This is a genomic window from Jatrophihabitans sp., assembly GCF_036000465.1.
Lineage (GTDB): Bacteria > Actinomycetota > Actinomycetes > Mycobacteriales > Jatrophihabitantaceae > Jatrophihabitans.
On the sequence record NZ_DASYFV010000046.1, the window covers coordinates 1 to 18439 of the forward strand.

General features: G+C 71.5%; 16 protein-coding genes and 1 pseudogene. 12 read left to right on the forward strand and 5 right to left on the reverse strand.

The features are described from left to right. The 7 genes and pseudogenes from VGN18_RS15070 to VGN18_RS15100 all read left to right on the forward strand — a co-directional run. Nucleotides 1-353: pseudogene (locus VGN18_RS15070) on the forward strand (AAA family ATPase); the annotation flags it as partial. A 260-nt stretch (nt 354-613) separates the two neighbouring features. Further along, nucleotides 614-1726 (forward strand): thiamine pyrophosphate-dependent dehydrogenase E1 component subunit alpha, encoded by a 1113-nt coding sequence (locus VGN18_RS15075; protein WP_327540527.1) that lies wholly within the window; start codon nt 614-616, stop codon nt 1724-1726. Then, a complete protein-coding gene (locus VGN18_RS15080; protein ID WP_327540528.1) occupies nt 1723-2697 on the forward strand; it encodes an alpha-ketoacid dehydrogenase subunit beta in 975 nt (324 codons plus the stop codon). Before VGN18_RS15075 ends, VGN18_RS15080 begins: the two co-directional genes overlap by 4 nt. Nucleotides 2698-2773: 76 nt before the next feature. Then, nucleotides 2774-4177, forward strand: coding sequence for a dihydrolipoamide acetyltransferase family protein (locus VGN18_RS15085; RefSeq protein WP_327540529.1), 1404 nt, complete (start codon nt 2774-2776; stop codon nt 4175-4177). A gap of 189 nt (nt 4178-4366) precedes the next feature. After that, nucleotides 4367-4501: a hypothetical protein gene (locus VGN18_RS15090; protein WP_327540530.1), complete on the forward strand. Its 135-nt coding sequence runs from the start codon at nt 4367-4369 to the stop codon at nt 4499-4501. A 247-nt stretch (nt 4502-4748) separates the two neighbouring features. Continuing rightward, entirely contained in the window at nt 4749-6557 is a 1809-nt protein-coding gene (locus VGN18_RS15095) for a thioredoxin-like domain-containing protein (protein WP_327540531.1), read from the forward strand. Between the two features lie 23 nt (nt 6558-6580). Continuing rightward, nucleotides 6581-7012, forward strand: a complete 432-nt coding sequence (locus VGN18_RS15100; protein WP_327540532.1) for a nitroreductase/quinone reductase family protein — start codon at nt 6581-6583, stop codon at nt 7010-7012. A 10-nt stretch (nt 7013-7022) separates the two neighbouring features. Here the strand turns inward: VGN18_RS15100 and VGN18_RS15105 are convergent, their stop codons facing one another. Together VGN18_RS15105 and VGN18_RS15110 are read right to left on the reverse strand one after the other, a co-directional pair. Then, nucleotides 7023-7379, reverse strand: a complete 357-nt coding sequence (locus VGN18_RS15105; protein ID WP_327540533.1) for a DUF805 domain-containing protein — start codon at nt 7377-7379, stop codon at nt 7023-7025. Nucleotides 7380-7475: 96 nt separating this feature from the next. Next, nucleotides 7476-9680 (reverse strand): SpoIIE family protein phosphatase, encoded by a 2205-nt coding sequence (locus VGN18_RS15110; RefSeq protein WP_327540534.1) that lies wholly within the window; start codon nt 9678-9680, stop codon nt 7476-7478. A 77-nt stretch (nt 9681-9757) separates the two neighbouring features. Here VGN18_RS15110 and VGN18_RS15115 point away from each other — a divergent pair, with 77 nt between their 5' ends. The 3 genes from VGN18_RS15115 to VGN18_RS15125 are packed head-to-tail and all read left to right on the forward strand — an operon-like array spanning nt 9758 to nt 11377. Then, nucleotides 9758-10534 carry an LLM class F420-dependent oxidoreductase gene (locus VGN18_RS15115; RefSeq protein ID WP_327540535.1) on the forward strand — a complete coding sequence of 259 codons (777 nt, stop codon included), beginning with the start codon at nt 9758-9760 and terminating at the stop codon, nt 10532-10534. A 2-nt stretch (nt 10535-10536) separates the two neighbouring features. Further along, entirely contained in the window at nt 10537-11118 is a 582-nt protein-coding gene (locus VGN18_RS15120) for a peroxidase-related enzyme (protein WP_327540536.1), read from the forward strand. Nucleotides 11119-11140: 22 nt separating this feature from the next. Then, the gene (locus tag VGN18_RS15125) at nt 11141-11377 is read left to right on the forward strand and encodes a DUF2630 family protein (RefSeq protein WP_327540537.1); all 237 of its coding nucleotides are present in this window, start codon (nt 11141-11143) and stop codon (nt 11375-11377) included. 3 nt (nt 11378-11380) lie between these two features. On the opposite strand, the gene VGN18_RS15130 is transcribed toward VGN18_RS15125, so the two are convergent. Next, nucleotides 11381-12487, reverse strand: a complete 1107-nt coding sequence (locus tag VGN18_RS15130; RefSeq protein ID WP_327540538.1) for a hypothetical protein — start codon at nt 12485-12487, stop codon at nt 11381-11383. A 150-nt stretch (nt 12488-12637) separates the two neighbouring features. Between VGN18_RS15130 and VGN18_RS15135 the strand changes: the two genes are divergently transcribed. Then, complete coding sequence (locus tag VGN18_RS15135) at nt 12638-13312, forward strand: response regulator transcription factor (protein WP_327540539.1); 675 nt, start codon at nt 12638-12640, stop codon at nt 13310-13312. A gap of 3 nt (nt 13313-13315) precedes the next feature. Continuing rightward, complete coding sequence (locus tag VGN18_RS15140) at nt 13316-14731, forward strand: sensor histidine kinase (RefSeq protein ID WP_327540540.1); 1416 nt, start codon at nt 13316-13318, stop codon at nt 14729-14731. A 96-nt stretch (nt 14732-14827) separates the two neighbouring features. Here the strand turns inward: VGN18_RS15140 and pknB are convergent, their stop codons facing one another. Both pknB and VGN18_RS15150 read right to left on the reverse strand, forming a co-directional pair. Next, entirely contained in the window at nt 14828-16666 is a 1839-nt protein-coding gene (gene pknB / locus VGN18_RS15145) for a Stk1 family PASTA domain-containing Ser/Thr kinase (protein ID WP_327540541.1), read from the reverse strand. A 32-nt stretch (nt 16667-16698) separates the two neighbouring features. Continuing rightward, a complete protein-coding gene (locus tag VGN18_RS15150) occupies nt 16699-18426 on the reverse strand; it encodes a penicillin-binding transpeptidase domain-containing protein (protein ID WP_327540542.1) in 1728 nt (575 codons plus the stop codon). Nucleotides 18427-18439: the final 13 nt, after the last annotated feature.

Consider the following 18439-nt stretch of genomic DNA (forward strand, 5'->3'; position numbering starts at 1 on the left):
CGCCGACGTCCGCGCTGGTGGACGCCGTGCGAGGTCTGCTCGCGATCGAGGGCTCGATCGGGGTGATCGTGCCCGACGCCGACGCCGCCCCCGTGCTCGCCGCGCTGCGGGACGGCGGCGTCGACGCCGCACCCCTGGCCGAGGAGAACGACCCGCGCGTCGCGGTGGTGCCTGCCTCGGCGGCCAAGGGCCTCGAGTTCGACTCGGTCGTGCTGGTCGAACCGGCCGCGATCGTGGCCGCGGAGGCCACCCGGACGTCCGGGCTGCGGCGGCTCTACGTGGTGCTGACCCGCGCCGTGTCGCACCTGACCGTCCTGCACGACGCACCGCTGCCGGCCGAACTCGGCCGCTGACGGGTTTGCCCCGCGTCCGCTGACCGGTTTGCCCCGCGCGACGTCGCCAGCAACGCCGCACAGCACACATTGGCGGGGCAAGGCGGACGGCGGCCCGAGTTGTCCGGAGCACGGGTCGCAGGCCGATATGGTAGGAACCCCTGGGTTCTTCGTGAGCTGCGCCACCCCTGTAGCAAGCGTGGGACCCGAACTCGACGAAGAGTGCCCACAGCGCGCCGCAACGTGGCAACCCCACGGACGGCCGAGGCGAGGAGTTGTGCATGTCCGAACACGTCCACGCGATCCACCCCGAGCCGGACATGGTCCAGCTGCTGACGCCCGAGGGCCAGCGCGTCGAGCACGCCGACTACCCGCTGGAGATCAGCGACGACGACATCGCCGCGCTGTACCGCGACCTCGTGCTCGTGCGCCGCATCGACACCGAGGCGATCGCGCTGCAACGCCAGGGCGAGCTCGGTCTGTGGGCCAGCCTGCTCGGCCAGGAGGCCGCACAGATCGGCGCCGGCCGCGCGCTGCGCACGCAGGACATGGCCTTCCCGACCTACCGCGAGCACGGCGTGGCCTGGTGCCGCGACGTCGACCCGCTCACCCTGCTCGGCCTCTACCGGGGCACCAACCTCGGCGGCTGGGACCCGGGCGCCAACAACTTCAACCTGTACACGATCGTCATCGGCGCGCAGACGCTGCACGCGACCGGCTACGCGATGGGCGTGGTCCGCGACGGCGCGGTCGGCACCGGCGACGTCGACCGCGACACCGCCGTGCTCGCGTTCTTCGGCGACGGCGCGTCCAGCCAGGGCGACGTGAACGAGTCGTTCGTGTGGGCCGCGGCCGGGAACCTGCCGGTCGTGTTCTTCTGCCAGAACAACCAGTGGGCGATCAGCGAGCCGGTCGAGCGGCAGAGCCGGGTTCCGCTCTACCAGCGCTCGTCCGGCTTCGGCTTCCCCGGCGTGCGGGTGGACGGCAACGACGTGCTCGCCTGCCTCGCCGTCACCCGCAAGGCCCTCGACGACGCCCGCAGCGCGCAGGGCCCGACGTTCATCGAGGCCTACACCTACCGGATGAACCCGCACACCACGAACGACGACCCGCGCCGGTACCGGCTGGGCAGCGAGGCCGAGACCTGGAAGTTGAAGGACCCGATCGAGCGCGTCCGGGCGTACCTGACCCGCGAGGCCCGCATCGAGCCGTCCTTCTTCGCCGACGTCGACGCCGAGGCCAAGAAGCTCGCCGAGCACGTCCGCGCAGGGTGCCGCGAACTGGCCGATCCGACGGCGGAATCGCTGTTCGACAGCGTGTACGTGACCATGCCCGACGAGCTGCGCGAGCAGCGTGACGAGTTCGCCGCGTTCGTATCGGAGGTCGGCGCATGACCGAATCGAAGACCATGGCCAAGGCCCTCAACGACGGGCTGCGCAAGGCCATGGAGGCCGACCCCAAGGTCGTCATCATGGGCGAGGACGTCGGCAAGCTCGGCGGCGTCTTCCGGATCACCGACGGCCTGCAGAAGGACTTCGGCGAGGACCGCGTCATCGACACCCCGCTCGCGGAGTCCGGCATCATCGGCACCGCCGTCGGCCTCGCGATCCGCGGGTACCGCCCGGTGTGCGAGATCCAGTTCGACGGCTTCGTGTTCCCCGGCTTCGACCAGATCGTCAGCCAGGTCGCCAAGTTCCACAACCGCTCGGCCGGCCTGGTCAAGATGCCGATCACGATCCGCATCCCGTCCGGCGGCGGCATCGGCGCGGTCGAGCACCACAGCGAGTCGGTCGAGACCTATTTCGCGCACACGGCCGGCCTCAAGGTCGTCGCGTGCAGCAACGCCTCCGACGCCTACTGGATGATCCAGGAGGCGATCGCCGACGACGACCCGGTCATCTTCATCGAGCCCAAGCGGCTCTACCACGCAGCGAAGTCCGAGATCGCCGATGCGCCGACGCCGATGTACCAGGCGCGGGTCGTGCGTCCCGGCACGCACGTCACCGTCGCCGGCTACGGCCCGACGATGACCACGCTGGCCGAGTCGGCGAAGGCCGCGGCCGACGACGGCATCGAGCTCGAGCTCATCGACCTGCGCACGGTGTCGCCGCTCGACATCCCGACCGTCGTCGAGTCGGTGCGCCGGACGGGCCGGCTCATCGTCGTGCACGAGGCACCGCACAGCTTCGGCGTGGGCGCCGAGATCGCCGCCCGCGTCACCGAGCAGGCGTTCTACTCGCTCGAGGCGCCGGTGCTGCGGGTGACAGGCTACGACACCCCGTACCCGCCGAGCCGGCTCGAACACGAGTGGCTGCCGAACCTCGACCGCGTGCTCGACGCCGTCGACAAGATCATGGAGTACTGAGCCCAGTGAGCGAAGCTTGCGAGCGAACCGATGAACCCAGTGCTCGGCCGGCCGGCCGAGCGAAGCGAGGTCTGACGTGACTGTCAAACAGTTCAAGCTTCCCGACCTGGGTGAGGGCCTGACCGAGGGCGACATCCTGAGGTGGACGGTCGCCGTCGGCGACACCGTCGACGTCAACGACACCATCGCCGAGGTCGAGACGGTGAAGGCCGCGGTCGAGCTGCCGTCGCCGTTCGCCGGTGTCGTCACCGGCCTGCACGCCGAGGAGGGCGAGACCGTCCCGGTCGGCACGCCGATCATCTCCATCGAGGTCGCGGGCGACGCGTCCGACACACCGACCCCGACGACCTCGGGTGAGGATCTCGTCCCCGCTGCCGCGACCAGACCGGCCGAGGACGGCGAGGAGAAGCAGATGACCCTCGTCGGGTACGGCCCGCGCGAGGAGTCCGGTGGTCGCCGCCGGCGTCGTCGGCCCGAGGCCACCGCGGCCGGCGCGCAGGCGTCGTTCAACCTGCCACCGGCCCAGGCCCCGCACCCCGCGCCCGCACCGGCCGTGGCCGAGGAGCCGGTTTTCGAGGCACCGCGGGCCCGGCCGGGCGCGCACCGCGTGCTGGCCAAGCCCCCGGTGCGCAAGCTGGCGAAGACGCTCGGCGTCGACCTCACCGAGGTGACCCCGACCGGTCCGAACGGCACCATCTCGCGCGACGACGTCCAGGGGGCGGCCAACGGTGCCGCCCCCGCACCGACCGGCGCTCGGCCGGTGAGCTCGGGCGCGCGCGAGACGCGCATCCCGATCAAGGGCGTCCGCAAGCACACCGCCGCCGCCATGGTCGCGTCCGCGTTCACCGCGCCGCACGTCACCGAGTTCGTGACCGTCGACGTCACCGCGATGATGGAGCTGCGCGATCGGGTCGCGGCCCGCCGCGAGTTCCGCGACGTCAAGGTGTCGCCCCTGCTGTTCGTGGCCAAGGCCGTGATGCTCGCGATCGCACGCACCCCCGAGATCAACGCCAGCTGGGACGACGCGGCCGGCGAGATCGTGCTCAAGCACTACGTGAACCTCGGCATCGCCGCGGCCACCGGGCGCGGGTTGATCGTCCCGAACATCAAGGACGCCCAGGAGCTCTCGCTGCTCGAGCTGGCCACCGCGATCTCGACGCTCACCGAGGTCGCGCGCTCGGGCAAGACGCCGCCGGCCGACATGTCCGGCGGCTCGTTCACCATCACCAACGTGGGCGTGTTCGGCGTCGACACCGGCACCCCGATCATCAACCCGGGCGAGGCCGGCATCTTCTGCTTCGGCGCGATCCGCCGGATGCCGTGGGTGCTCGGTTCAGGTGACGACGAGCGGATCGAGCCGCGCTGGGTGACCCAGCTCGCGGTCTCCTTCGACCACCGCATGGTCGACGGCCAGCACGGCTCGCAGTTCCTGGCCGACGTCGCCGCCGTGCTGAGCGACCCGGGCCTCGCGCTGCTGTAGCGGCCTCCGTTCGCCACTGAGGGGCGGCATCCCGAGCGCGGGGTGCCGCCCTTCGGCGTCCCTACTCGCCGACTCAGGTGAATTCGAGGTGAAGTCGAGTGATGTTAGCCACTGAGGGCATCAAACCGACGATTCAACGGTTACACCCGTGCGATACTTTACATACCAACGGTCAGGAAGAAGAACACCATGAACAACATCAGTCGCAAGCTGCGTCAGCGTCGCAACCGCCTCGAGTTCGAGCGGGTGCTGCGGAACGCGTCCCCGGCGATGCAGCAGGAGCTCATCGCCGCGGCCGCGCACCAGCACTTCAACATGCGCTGACCGACACCCGATCCACACCGACCCGACGCGGGCCCGGGGCTCACCCCTCGTTCCTCGGGTCCGGGTTCCCGCGTAGCCGAACCGGTCGCGCGCGGGACCAGGTCTGGACGCGAGGTTCCCCCCGACCTCGCCCGTCCGGCACCACAGAAGTCCGCCCCCGGCTCGATCGAGCCGGGGGCGGATCTTCGTTTACGCTGCCGGGCGGCAGGGTGCGGAACATTTCCCGCGTTTGGCAGGCTGACCGGACGTGACCTTTCGACAGGGGGCGCGGGTGCGCGCGCCGGAGTTACGTACGGCCCGCCCGACCTGGTTCAACACCGCCGAGCCGCTGACCCTCGCCAAGCTGCGCGGCCGGTTCGTGCTGTTGGACTTCTGGGCCTTCTGCTGCGGCAACTGCCTGCACGTGCTGGACGAGCTCCGCCCGCTCGAGGCCGGGCACGCCGACATCCTGACCGTCATCGGCATCCATTCACCCAAGTTCCCGCACGAGGCCGATCCCGCGGCGCTCGGCGCGGCGGTCGAGCGGTACGAGGTGCACCACCCGGTGCTCAACGACCCCGATCTGTCCCTGTGGCAGCAGTACGCGGTTCGGGCGTGGCCGACCCTCGTGCTGATCGATCCCGAGGGCTACGTCGTCGCCTCCGCGGCGGGGGAGGGCCAGGTCAGCGCGCTGGGGGCCACCCTCACCCGGCTCGCCGCCAAGCACGACGCCCGCGGCACATTGCACCGCGGCGACGGTCCCTACGTCGCCCCCGCCCCCGAGCCGACGATCCTGCGCTTCCCCGCCAAGGCGATCGTCCTGCCGGCCGAGCGCACCGGCCGGGACCGCGACACCCTGCTCGTGGCCGACGCCGGCCACCACCAGCTCGTCGAGCTCGATCTCGACGGCGAGACCGTGCGGCGCCGCATCGGCAGCGGAGCGCGGGGTCGCGGGCCGGACGACTTCGCCGAGCCCAACGGCCTCGCCCTGCTGCCGCCCGGCGTCGCCCCCTACGACGTGCTCGTCGCCGACACGGCCAACCACGTGCTGCGTGGAGTGCGGCTGACCGACGGCGCGATCGTCGCCACGCTCGACCTGCCCGCCCTGCTCGCCGACACCCGGACGGTGACCGGGCCGGTGCCCGCCGCCCTGTCACCCTGGGACGTCGCCTGGTGGCCGGCGCTCGGACGCGCGGTCGTGGCCGCGGCCGGCGTGCACCTGCTGCTGTCGGTCGACCCGGCAGCCGGCACCGCGGCGATCCTGGCCGGCACGACGGTGGAAGGGCTGCGCGACGGGGCGGCCCGCGACGGCTGGCTCGCCCAGCCGTCCGGCCTGGCCGTCGACGGCGAGCGCATCTGGTTCGCCGACTCCGAGACCTCCGCGCTGCGCCACCTCACGGTCGACGGCGAGCTGCACACGGCGGTCGGGGAGGGGCTGTTCGACTTCGGGCACGTCGACGGCGGCCCGGAGGTCGCCCGGTTGCAGCACCCGCTCGGCGTGAGCCTGCTGCCCGACGGTTCGGTGGCCGTCCTCGACACCTACAACGGTGCGGTGCGGCGGTGGGACGGCCGTCAGTTGACGACGCTCGCGACCGACCTCGGCGAGCCGTCGGGCGCGGTCGTGGTCGGCGGCGAGCTGGTGGTCGTGGAGTCGGCGGCGCACCGGCTCGTCCGGCCCGTCCCGCGGAGCGAGATCGTCCGGGGGCAGGCCTTACGCACCCAGCGGCCGCCGACCGACGTGCCGGCCGGTCCCGTCCGCCTGGAGGTCGTGTTCGAGCCGCCGCCCGGGCGCAAGCTCGACGAACGCCACGGGTCGTCAACCAGCTTGACGATCACCGCGTCGCCGCCCGGCCTGCTGAAGCACGGCGCCGGTGAGTCGACCGAGCTGGCCCGCAACCTCGTGCTGTCCGAGGGGTTCGACGCCGGCGTCCTACACGTGACGGCCCGGGCCGCGTCGTGCGACGACGACCCGGGGGTGGAGCACCCGGCGTGCTACCTGGCCCGGCAGGACTGGGGCGTGCCGGTGCGGGTGACCCGCGACGGCAGTGACGTGGTTCGCCTCGTCCTGCTCGGCTGACCCGCAGCGCCTACGATCCGGGCATGCCCAGCGACTTCGCCATGAAGGCGATGAACACCGTCCACCGCGTCATCCTCAAGGCCACCGGCAACCGGATGGGGTGGGACGTTTCCGGCATGCCGGTGCTCGAACTGACCACCACCGGACGCAAGAGCGGCCAGCCGCGCACCTGCATGCTGACCTCGCCGTACCAGGAGGGCGACACGATGGTCATCGTCGCCTCGCGCGGCGGCGACGACACGAACCCCGCGTGGTTCCTCAACCTGCGCGACAACCCGGCGGTCGAGGTCAGCCTGCGCGGCGGACCGAAGCAGCCGATGACCGCCACCGTGGCCGACGCCGCCGAGCGGGCCCGCCTCTGGCCGCTCGTGACGAAGGACCACAAGAACTACGCCGGCTACCAGAAGAAGACCGCGCGCGAGATCCCGCTGGTCCTGCTGCGACCGGCGGGCTGAGCGTCGGGGGTTACGACGCGTACTTCGGCGAGTAGCCCCAGCGGTTCAGCGACAGCTCGCTGTCCTGGCAGTCGAAGACGAGCAGGACGATCCCGCCGATCAGCGGGATGAGAGCGATGAACAGCCACCCGCCGCTGCGTCCGGTGTCGTGCAGCCGGCGAACGCTCACGGCGAGCGACGGGAGCAGGGTCGCGAGGGTGACCACGATGGTGCCGATCGACCCGTGGGCCGCGACGTCGATCAGGCTGGCCGCGACTCCGACCACGCCCAGGAACAGCGAGAACCACCAGAACTCGGAGCGGCGCGCGCGGCCCGAGAAGGTCGCGTACTGCGAGAAACCGCTGCGGATGGCCTGCGCGAACGTCATGAACATCTCCAATGACTTGACCCGTACTTAACGCGCGAAGTGTGACATCAGTGCAGTAGTGGGGCAAGACGTGCACGCAGCCGGACGGGCCCCGGCTCAGCGGATCCGGATGGCGACGAGGGCGACGTCGTCGGGGTGGCGGCGGACGGCGCCGGTGAGGGCGTCGACGACGGTCTGGGTCGACGCGTCGATCGGTAGCGCCTCGGTGCGACGGCACAACTCGGCCAGCCCGGCGTCGATGTCGGGCTCGGCCGCGAACGCGTCGAGCAGGCCGTCGGTGAAGAAGACGAGCACGCTGCCGTGGGCCAGCTCGACGCTCGCATCGGTCGGCCGGGTCGTGCCCTGAGGCATCAACCGCGAGACCCCGATCATCTGGCCGCGACCCTCGTCCAGGGTGACGGCGCGGCCGTCGGGCAGCCGCACGATCGCCTGCGGGTGACCCGCACTGGAGTAGCGCAGGGTGGCGCCGTCGCCGTGCAGCGTCAGCCGGCCGTAGAGGCAGGTGGCCAGGAGGTCGAGGTCGCTGCCGGCGAGCAGGTCGTCGACCGCGGTCAGCACGGTGTACGGCTCGCTGCCCGGCCAGGCGTAGGCGCGCACGATGGTGCTGAGCTTGCCCATGCGCGCGGCCGAGTCGTAGTTGTGGCCCATGACGTCGCCGACGACCACGCCGACGCTCCGACCGTCGCCGCGCAGGGCGAACACGTCGTACCAGTCGCCACCGACCGCGGCCTCGTCATCGGCGGGTACGTAGGCCGCCGCGATGTCGAGGCCGTCGATCTCGGGCAGGCGCCGCGGCAGCAGCGTGCGCTGCAGGGTGGCCGCGGTGGCGCGCTCGCGGGCGTAGAGCTGGGCGTTCTCGAGCATCAGGCCGGCCCGGACTGCGAGGTCACGCACCAGCGCCAGGTCGTTGTCGTCGAGCGCGGGCCGTTCACCGTCGGCCACGACGGCGATGCAGCCGAGGATGCCGCCACGGGCCAGCAGCGGGACGACGACCAGGCTGCTCGCCCCCAGCTCGCGGGCGAGGGTCGAGCGCTCGTCGTCGTCGACGCCGGTGATCCCGCCCGGCGCGGAGGCGAAGTCCTCGACCAGCACCTGCCGTTCGTCGCCGCGCAGCACCCGCCAGACCGGGCCGCCGCGGGGCAGCTGCTCGGGTACGAGCTCGCGCAGCCGGTCGAGGCGGGCCTGCACCTCGAGGTCGGTGTCCTGCCGCTCGTGCCGCAGGTGCGGGCGGGTGATCCGGCCGAGTTCGTCGAGGATGTAGACGGCGCACCACGTGCCGACGCGCGGGGTCAGCGTGGTGGCGATCATCTCGATGATCTGTTGCGGCTGGTGGCTCATCGCCATCCGCGCGGTGAAGTCGGCGAGCAGGGCGAGACGATCGGCCGACTCGGCCACCTGCGACAGCGCGTCGTCGCGCGCCCGCTGCGCCTCGACCCGGGCCGTGACATCGGCCTGGACCCCGACGAAGTGGGTGACCGCGCCGGTGCGGTCGCGCACCGGGGAGATCGACAGCTCGTTCCAGAAGGTGCTGCCGTCCTTGCGGTAGTTCAGCAGCGTCGTGGTCATCGGCCGGCCCGCCGCGAGGCCCCTCCGGATCTCGGCGACGACCCGACGGTCGGTGCCGGGGCCCTGCAGGAAGCGGCAGTTGTGCCCCACCGCGTCGTCGAACCCGTAGCCCGTGGTGGCGGTGAACGCCGGGTTGACCCACACCAGCGGGTCGTCGGGCCGGCTGGGGTCGGTGATGGTGAACGACATGCGCGTCGCGAGCACCGCGCGATCGCGCAGGGTGACGGCGGATTCCTGGACGCCGGAGATGAGCCGGGCGTTGCGGGCAGGGAGGAACACGACCAGGGCGAGGGAGGAGATCGGCTCGGGCGCCCCCGACATCGGCAGGCCGAGCACCCAGAGGACCTCGCGGGCGAGGGTGGCCGCGGTCGGCCGGGCGGCGGTGACGGCCTCGCCGGTGATGGGCTGACCCTGCGCGATGCGCAGCAGCGACTCGGCCGGGGTGCCGCTCGCCACGGCGGGTCCCGGGCCGGGCGGGAGGTCGGAGCCGGGCGGGAGGTCGGAGCCGGTGACGTCTTCGAGGCCAGCCGCCTCGGACCACGCGTCGACCGCGACCGGCAGTTCACAGTCGGGGGCGAGCTCATTCGCGAGATCGTTGGCGTAGGTGACGAGCCGGCTGTCGAGGTCGACGATCAGCACCGCCGCGCTGGCCTCGTGCACGACAGGGGGCAGCAAGACCGACGCGAGCCCGTCACCGCGGGCTCGACCGTCGCGATTCTGGCCGGCGTCGGACACCGGTCGAGTCTAACGAGCGAATCGGACATCTCTCCCTGGCCGACCAGACGGGACGAACGCGCACTAGCGTCGATGCCATGACCTCTCGACCCATCCGCATCGGACTGCAACTCCAGCCCCAGCACGCCGACTACGCGGCGATCCGCCGCGCCGTCACCGAGGCCGAGGACCTCGGCGTCGACATCATCTTCAACTGGGACCACTTCTACCCGCTCTACGGCGACCCCGACGGCCAGCACTTCGAGTGCTGGACGATGCTCGGCGCCTGGGCCGAACAGACCACCCGCGTCGAGATCGGCGCGCTGGTCAGCTGCAACAGCTACCGCAACCCCGAGCTGCTCGCCGACATGGCCCGCACGGTCGACCACATGAGCGACGGCCGGCTCATCCTCGGCATCGGCTCGGGCTGGTTCGAGAAGGACTACCAGCAGTACGGCTACGAGTTCGGGACGGCCGGTGGGCGGCTGGACCAGCTGGCCGAGGACCTGCCCCGCATCGAGTCGCGCCTGGAGCGGCTGAACCCGGCGCCGACCCGGCACATCCCCGTCCTCATCGGTGGCGGTGGCGAGAAGAAGACGCTGCGCATGGTGGCCCGGCACGCCAACATCTGGCACAGCTTCAGCGACCTCGAGACCTTCAACCGCAAGCAGGAGATCCTGGCCGCCCACTGCGCCGACGCCGGCCGCGACCCGGCCGAGATCGAGCGCTCGGTCGGCACTCCCGACGGCGATCCCGCGGACGTCGGCCCGAAGCTCGTCGAGGCCGGCGCGAGCCTGTTCACCGTCGGCGTCGGCGGCCCGGACTACGACCTGACCAAGCTGCGGCGCTGGCTCGACTGGCGCGAGAGCCTGTAGCCATGGCCCGCGCCCTGTGGTTCTTCGACGTACCGGACGAGGCGGCGCTGCCGGAGCGGCTGCAGGGGCTGTTCGCGAAGGCGCGGGAGGCGGTCGGCTTCGTGCCGAACGTCTTCCGCGCCTACAGCTACCGCCCGGAGCGTTTCTCGGCCTGGTTCGCGCACTACAAGCAGCTGCACGAGCCGACGGAGCACCTCGACGAGGCCGATCGCGAGATGATCGCCGTCGTCGTCAGCGCGTACAACCGGTGCACGTACTGCATCGTGTCGCACAGCCATGCGCTGCGGGTCGCGCTCGGGGGCGACCGAGCCGCCGGCGTGCTGGCCGACTACATCGCCACCAACTGGCGTCACGCCGGCCTCGACGCGCGGCGCACCGCCATCTGCGCGCTGGCCGAGAAGCTCACCGCCCGTCCCCACGAGATGTCCGAGAGCGACCTCGCCGCGCTGCGGGGGGTCGGGCTGACAGACCATGAGGTATGGGACGTCGTCGAGATCGCCGCGATGTACAACTTCACCAACCGGATGGCGCTGGCCACCGGCCAGCTGCCGAACGAGGAGTACCACTCCCTCGACCGCAGCTGACCGATGAGGGCAGACTGACGCCATGGACGACACGTCGATGCTCGCGCACATCCACGAGCTCGTGGCCGAGGAGAAGGCGTTGCGGGCGGCCCATCACGGCTTGGTCGGTGACGACCGGCGTCGCCTCGAGGCGATCGAGCTCGAACTCGACCAGTGCTGGGATCTGCTGCGGCAGCGCCGCGCCCGATCGGAGTACGGCGAGGACCCGGACGGTGCGGAGGAGCGCAGCGTCAACGAGGTCGAGGGCTACCTGCAGTAGGGGTCAGCGGTTCCCGGCGGCGGTGTAGAGCTCGTCGGGGTCGACGGCACCGACGAAGAGTCGCTGGTCGTCGGTGAGCAGCACCGTCACCAGGTCGGTGTGCAGCACCCGTCCGGTACCCCACGTGCCCGACACGCGCGACATCTCCTGCGTGACGAACCGATTGAGTTCGAGCGGCCCCACGCTCGGCGCGCTCAGCACGCTCGTCCAGCCCGAACCGAGGATCGTGATCGGCGGGCTGGTGGTGGCGCCCGCCTGCCGCACCGTCGCCCCGACCGGCGGCGCGAAGTGGAAGTAGGCGGCCGGCGGTCGGCCGAGCCGGATGCTGGTGAACCCGACGTCGACGGCCGGCTGCTCGGCGCCACGGGCGTAGACCTGCACGGCCAGCGGGATCTTGGTCGCGCCGTCGACCGCGATGTGCACCGACCCGATGCGCGTCGAGCGTTCCTGCGGGGTGAGGACGAGGTTGTAGGCGGGGCGGTCGGCGACCTCGACGCCGGGCGCGATCTCGACCTTCGTCTTCCCGTCCAGCGCGGCGAGCACCGAACCGGCGAGGCCGCTCGGCGTCAGCGACGTCGCGTCGGCGGCGCGGGGCACCGCCGACGAGAGCAGCGGGCGGTTTCCGACGGGCAGTTGCAGGTGCACCGCCACGCGACGCGCGCTGTTCCAGCGCCAGAGGTCGCGTCCGTTGCGGAACAGGTCGGTCTCATCGGTGGCGCCGAGCACGGCGACGCGCTGCTGGTCGACCCCGCCGTACCAGACCTGCATGGTGTGCGCGCCGTCGAGCAGCGCGAGCATCGAGGCGTCGTCCGGCGCCGAAAGGTCCGGGCCGGCCTCCTCGGTCGAGGCCTCGTCGTCCCCCGGCACGATCGGCACGCCGAGGGAGAAGTGCGACACCACGATGCCGGAGAAGCCGGTGGCGCCGCTGCCGCGCAGCGCGGCGACAAGCGCATCGGGGGTGGTGTCGGGCAGCGGCACCCGGTCGTCACCGGGGGAGAGGACCACCGTCGCCACGGCGGCCAGCAGGGCGAGGACCCCGACCGGTGCCAGCAAGCGGGTCATCCGTCGCCGCGCCAGCCCGGAAGCGGGCGGATGCAGCGCAGAGGTCACTGGTCCCAGGGTGCGTGCGGTGCACTGTGATCGGGCTGAGTCACCGCCGCGGCCGCGGAGGTCCACACTGGCAGTCTGACAACGCTCACCGACGACACCGGGACGACCCGGCGGCGCACGAGCGCAGAGCCGTGAGGTAAGGAGAAGCCGGTGCGATTGCTGATCGTCGAAGACGAGGTCCGGCTGGCGTCCGCCCTGCAGCGCGGCCTGGCGGCCGAGGGCTTCACCGTGGACGTGGCGCACACCGGGCCCGACGGCCTGCACCTCGCCCAGGAGACGACCTTCGACGCGGTCATCCTCGACATCATGCTGCCCGAGCTCTCCGGCTACCGGATCATCGAGCAGCTGCGAGCGGCCGAGAACTGGGTGCCGATCCTGATGCTGACGGCGAAGGACGGCGAGTACGACGAGGCCGACGCGCTCGATCTCGGCGCCGACGACTACCTCACCAAGCCGTTCTCCTTCGTCGTCCTGCTGGCGCGCATCCGGGCCCTGCTGCGCCGCGGCGTCACGCCGCGTCCGGCCTCGCTCAAGGTCGACGACCTCGTCCTGGACCCGGCGGCGCACACGGTCAAGCGGGGCGACACCCTCGTCGAGCTGACGCCGCGCGAGTTCTCGCTGCTCGAGTTCCTGATGCGCCGCGCCGGCGACGCCGTCAGCAAGGCCGACATCCTGCACCACGTCTGGGACGCCAACTACGACGGCGACGCCAACGTCGTCGAGGTCTACGTCGGCTACCTGCGCCGCAAGATCGACGTCCCGTTCGAGCGGCAGAGCCTGCAGACGGTGCGCGGGGCGGGTTACCGCCTGACCGCCGAAGGCTGATCAATGCGGCAGCGGCTGATCGCGCTGCTGCGGCGCGCCCTCGCCCTGCCGCGACACTGGTGGGCCCGGCAGTCACTGCGGGCCCGGCTCACCCTGCTGGCGACCGCCCTGTTCTCCTTCGCCGTGATCACCGGCGCCGTGCTGCTGCTCGTGCTGCAGCGTTACGCGCTGACCCGCGTGCTCGACCAGTCGGCGCAGAAGACCGGTTCGGACATCGCCAAGCTGGTGCGCAGCGGCAAGCTCCCGGCCACGGTCGAGCCGACCACGGCCGGCATCACGGCGGTGCAGGTGCTGGACGCGAACGACCGGGTGCTGTCGTCGTTCGGCCAGGCCGATCGCGTGGTGTCACTGCTCGATTCCGACCAGCTCGAGCAGGTGCGTACCGGGGCCCGGCTCGAGATCGCGAGCACCACGTCGTCGGCCCGGCTGCGTGTGCTGGCCCGCACGGTCGGCCCCAAGACCGTCGTCGTGTTCACCGACATCACCCGCGTCGACGACAGCCTGCGGGTGCTCACCCGGGCCGCGCTGCTCGGCGGCCCCCTCGCGGTGCTGCTCATGGCCACCGCCACCTACCTCGTCGTCGCGCTCACCCTGCGGCCGGTGGCCGCGCTGCGCCACGGCGCGGCCGACATCACCGCGGCCGGGCTGGCCCGGCAGCGGCTGCCCGTGCCGGGCGCGCAGGACGAGATCCACCGCCTCGCCGTCACCCTCAACGCCATGCTCGACCGCATCGACTCGGCCACGAGCCGGCAGCGCACCTTCGTCGGCGACGCCGCGCACGAGCTCCGCTCGCCGCTCGCGTCCGTGCGGGTGCAGCTCGAGGTCGGCCGCCGGCTCGGTCCGGAGGGCGACTGGGAGGGCATGCTCGACGACGTCCTGGTCGACGTCGAGCGCCTGGACCGTCTCGTCGCCGATCTGCTCGCCCTGGCCCGCCTCGACGAGGCGAGCCACCCCACGCGCCGCGAACCGATCGCGCTGGACGAGCTCGTGCTGGGCCTGGCCGAGGGCTACGGCCACGCGCGGGTGCCGGTGCGGGTCACCGCGCGGCCGGCCATGACCCAGGGCGACCCCGATGCGCTGCGTCGCGTGGCGATCAACCTGATCGACAACGCGGTGCGGCACGCCACGAGCGAGGTCGACGTCGACGTCACGACGACCAAGCGCAACGGGCACCCGACCGTGGTGCTCACCGTCGTCGACGACGGCCGCGGCATCCCCGCCGCCGAGCAGGAGCGCGTCTTCGACCGGTTCTACCGCGTGCAGGAATCCCGCTCGCGCGAGACCGGCGGCACCGGGCTCGGGCTGCCGATCGTCCGCGACATCGTCAGCAACCACGGCGGCCGGGTGCGGCTCACGGACCGCCCCGACGGCAAGCCGGGCGTCCGCGCCGAGGTGCTGCTGCCGACCTCCGCCGACTGACCACCGCCCCTCCCCGTTCGCGACTTGTCCGCTCGTGTGGCTGTGATTCCTGCCGGATCTGCAGCCACACGAGCGGACAAGCGGGAAACTGGCCGTCTACTTGCAGGGCGGCAGCCCGGTCGACGAGCTCCCCGGGGCCGGCGTGCTCGAGCTCGCCGGCGGGGGGGTGATGATCGTCGGCAGGCCACCGGGCGGGGTGGTCGTGATCGGCGTCGGGCTCGGGGTCGGGGCCGGCGTGGTGCAGGTCGGCGCCGGCGGCGCGTACTTGTAGACGGTCAGCGTGATCTTCTGCGAGATCGGGTAGGCGATCTGCGGCGTCGGGCTCTCGTCGGCCACCGTGCCGTCCTTGCTCGGGATCGTCGTGTTCTTGCTGACCTCGGTGCGGTTGGTGAACTGGGCGCCGTCGAGCGTCGCCCGCGCGGCGTCGATCTTCTGACCGCGCACGTCGGGCAGCTTGAGCGTGCCGGTCGAGACGTCGAGCACGATGACGGTTCCGGGCGGCACCAGCGTGAACTGCTGGGTCTCCTGGTGGATGACGGTGCCCTTGGGGTCGGTGCTGTAGACCGCCTTCTGCTTTCCGTTCAGGCCGACCGCGTGCAACGCATCGATCGCCTTGCCGAAGGTGCCGCCCTCGACGAAGGGCACCTGCACCGTCTTCGGCGAGTACAGCCGGTAGGTGACCGTGGCGCCCTTCTTGATCCGGTTACCGGCCGCGGGCTCGGTGATGCACACGTGGCCCTTCTCGACGCTGATGTTCCCCGCGCAGGCGCCGCCGTAGTCGGCCCCCTTGACCGGCGCGAAGCCGAGACCCTTGAGCTGGTTCTCGGCGGCCGCCGGCAGCTGACCGGTGACGTTCGGGATCTCGACCGTCTCGGCCGCCTTGTTGGAGCCGGTGCCGAAGATCAGGAACGTGCCGACGCCGATGACGAGCAGCAGGGCGAGCACGATCGCGGCCCAGATCAGCCCGGTGCGGCGCGACTCGTCCTCCTCCTCGACGTAGTCGGTGCGGCGGATGCCGACCACCGGCGGGGGCGTGCGGGCGATGAACTGGGTGCGCTCGGCGTCGGTCATGACCGCCTCGGCCACGACCGGCTGGTTGGCCAGCGCGCGCTGCAGGTCGGCCCGCATCTCACCGGCCGACTGGTAGCGGTTGAGCTGGTTCTTGGCCAGTGCCTTCATGACGATCGAGTCGATCGCGCGGGGCACCTCGGGGTTGCGGGCCGACGGCGCGACCGGGTTCTCCCGCACGTGCTGGTAGGCGACGGCGACGGGCGAATCGCCCTGGAACGGCGGCACGCCGGTGACGAGCTCGTAGAGCAGGCAGCCGGTGGAGTAGACGTCGGAGCGGGCGTCGACCGCCTCGCCGCGGGCCTGCTCGGGGGAGAGGTACTGGGCGGTGCCGATGACGTTCGCGGTCTGGGTCACGGTGGCCGAGGTGTCGGCGACGGCCCGGGCGATGCCGAAGTCCATCACCTTCACCGCTCCGGCCTGGGTGATCATGACGTTGGCCGGCTTGATGTCACGGTGGATGATGCCGTTGCGATGGCTGAAGTCGAGAGCGCTGCAGATGTCGGCGACGACCTCCATCGCCCGCCGCCCGGGCAGGCGTCCCTCGGCCTTGAGGATGTCGCGCAGCGTGCGCCCCTCGACGAACTCCATGACGATGAAGGGGATCGACGTGCCGTCGGCCGCGTCGTCCTCACCGGTGTCGTAGACCGACACGATCGACGGGTGGTTCAGGCCGGCGGCCGAGTGGGCCTCGCGGCGGAACCGGTTCAGGAAGGACGGGTCGCGCGCGAGATCGGCGCGCAGCACCTTGATGGCGACGTCGCGGTTGAGCCGCGTGTCGCGGCCCTTGTGCACCTCGGCCATGCCGCCGTAGCCGATCAGCTCGCCGAGCTCGTACCGGCTGCCGACGATCCTCGGCTGCGTCATCGATGATCCTCACTCTTGGGGCGGTTCACGGGTCAGCTCCCGCCACTCGACTTCAGGTAGGCCTCGATGACCCGCTTCGCGACCGGCGCCGCGGCGAGCCCACCGGTGGTCGTGCCGGGCGCGGCCTCGTCGCCCCGGACCCCGCCGTCCTCGATGATCACCGCGACGGCGATCTTGGGGACGCCCTTCACCATCGCGAAGCCGGTGAACCAGGCGTGCGGGGGCGGGCAGGTCTTGGCGTTCGACGAGCAGTGGTCGGCCGTACCGGTCTTGCCGCCGACCTTCACGTTCGGGTCGTCGATGGCCGCCTGGCCGCCGGTGTTGTCCTTGATGCCCGGGCCGCCGTTGACGACGCCCTCCATCATCGAGATCAGGTCGGCGTCGCGCGTCGGGTCGATCACCTGGCTGAGTTGCCGGGGCGCCGTGGTCTTGAGCACCGAGACGTCGGGCCGCAGTTCCTTGTCGACGAGGTAGGGCTGCATCAGCGTGCCGTTGTTGGCCACCGCGGCCGAGATCATCGCGGCCTGCAGCGGCGTGATGCCGACGTCGTGCTGGCCGATGGCGGTCTGGGCCAGGGTGTCGGGCGAGGCGAGGTCCGCCAGGCTGCCCGGCGACGACCGGCAGACAGACAGCGGCGTCATGAACGCCACCGGGTCGCAGAAGTCGGGGGCGCTGCCGGGCGGGTAGGGCGCGTCCAGGCCGAACTTCTGCGCCTCGGACGCGAGCGTCTTGCCGGTGATCCGGTCGACGGTCAGCTTCGAGAACGCCGTGTTGCACGACTTGGCGAGGGCGAGCAGCAGCGTGGCCGTCTTGCCGTCGTCGCAGGTCTCGCCGTTGAAGTTCTCGACGCACGGCCCGCTGCTCGAGCACTTGGAGGTGCGCTGCGGTTCCAGCGGCCAGTACGAGTTCGGCGCCGGGATCCGGGTCGTGGGCGTGATCGGGGTCGGCAGCGACAGCGCGGCCGCCGCGTCGATGACCTTGAACACCGAACCGGCCGGGTACACCTGCCGGAACGCCCGGTTGAGGAACGGCCCCTCGTTGTACGGGTCGGCCTTGTAGAGCGCCGTCGGGTCGTCGGGCACGTCGACGCAGGTCTTCTCGCGCTCGGCGAGCTGAGCCGGGATGCTCGTGCGCATCCGCGCCTTGAACGCGGTGTCGGATTCGTTGGGTCCCTGCACGGTGTTCAGCGGCGAGTAGCAGTGGTACGCCCGGCTGATCGCGTCGGCGTTGTGGCTGCTGAGCTGGTTCGGGTCCCACGAGGGGGTCGAGACCGCGGCGAGGATGCCGCCGGTCTGCGGGTCGAGCGCGACGACCGCGCCGCGGCGGCCCCCGAGCGCCTTGAACGCCGCCTGTTGGGCCGCGGCATTGATCGTCAGCTGGACGCTGCCGCCCTTCGGGTCGCGTCCGGTCAGCAGGCCGGCCAGCTTCGTCCCGAACAGGCGGGTGTCGTCGCCGGTGAGCACGCCGTTCTCGGCGTCCTCCATCCCGCTCGTGCCGTAGGTGAAGGAGTAGTAACCGGTGACCGGGGCGTAGACCGGCCCGTCGGCGTAGGTGCGCAGGTACTTCAGCTCGTCCGAGGTCTTGCGCGACGAGGCGATCGCGCTGCCGCTGACGACGATCTGCCCGCGCGGGTTGGAGTACTCGTTGAGCAGGACACGTCGGTTGTTCGGGTCGTCGCGGTAGGAGTTGCCCTGCAGGACCTGCACGACGTTGAGGTTGACGAACAGCGCGACGAACAGCACCCCGATCGCGACGGACACCTTGCGAATGGGT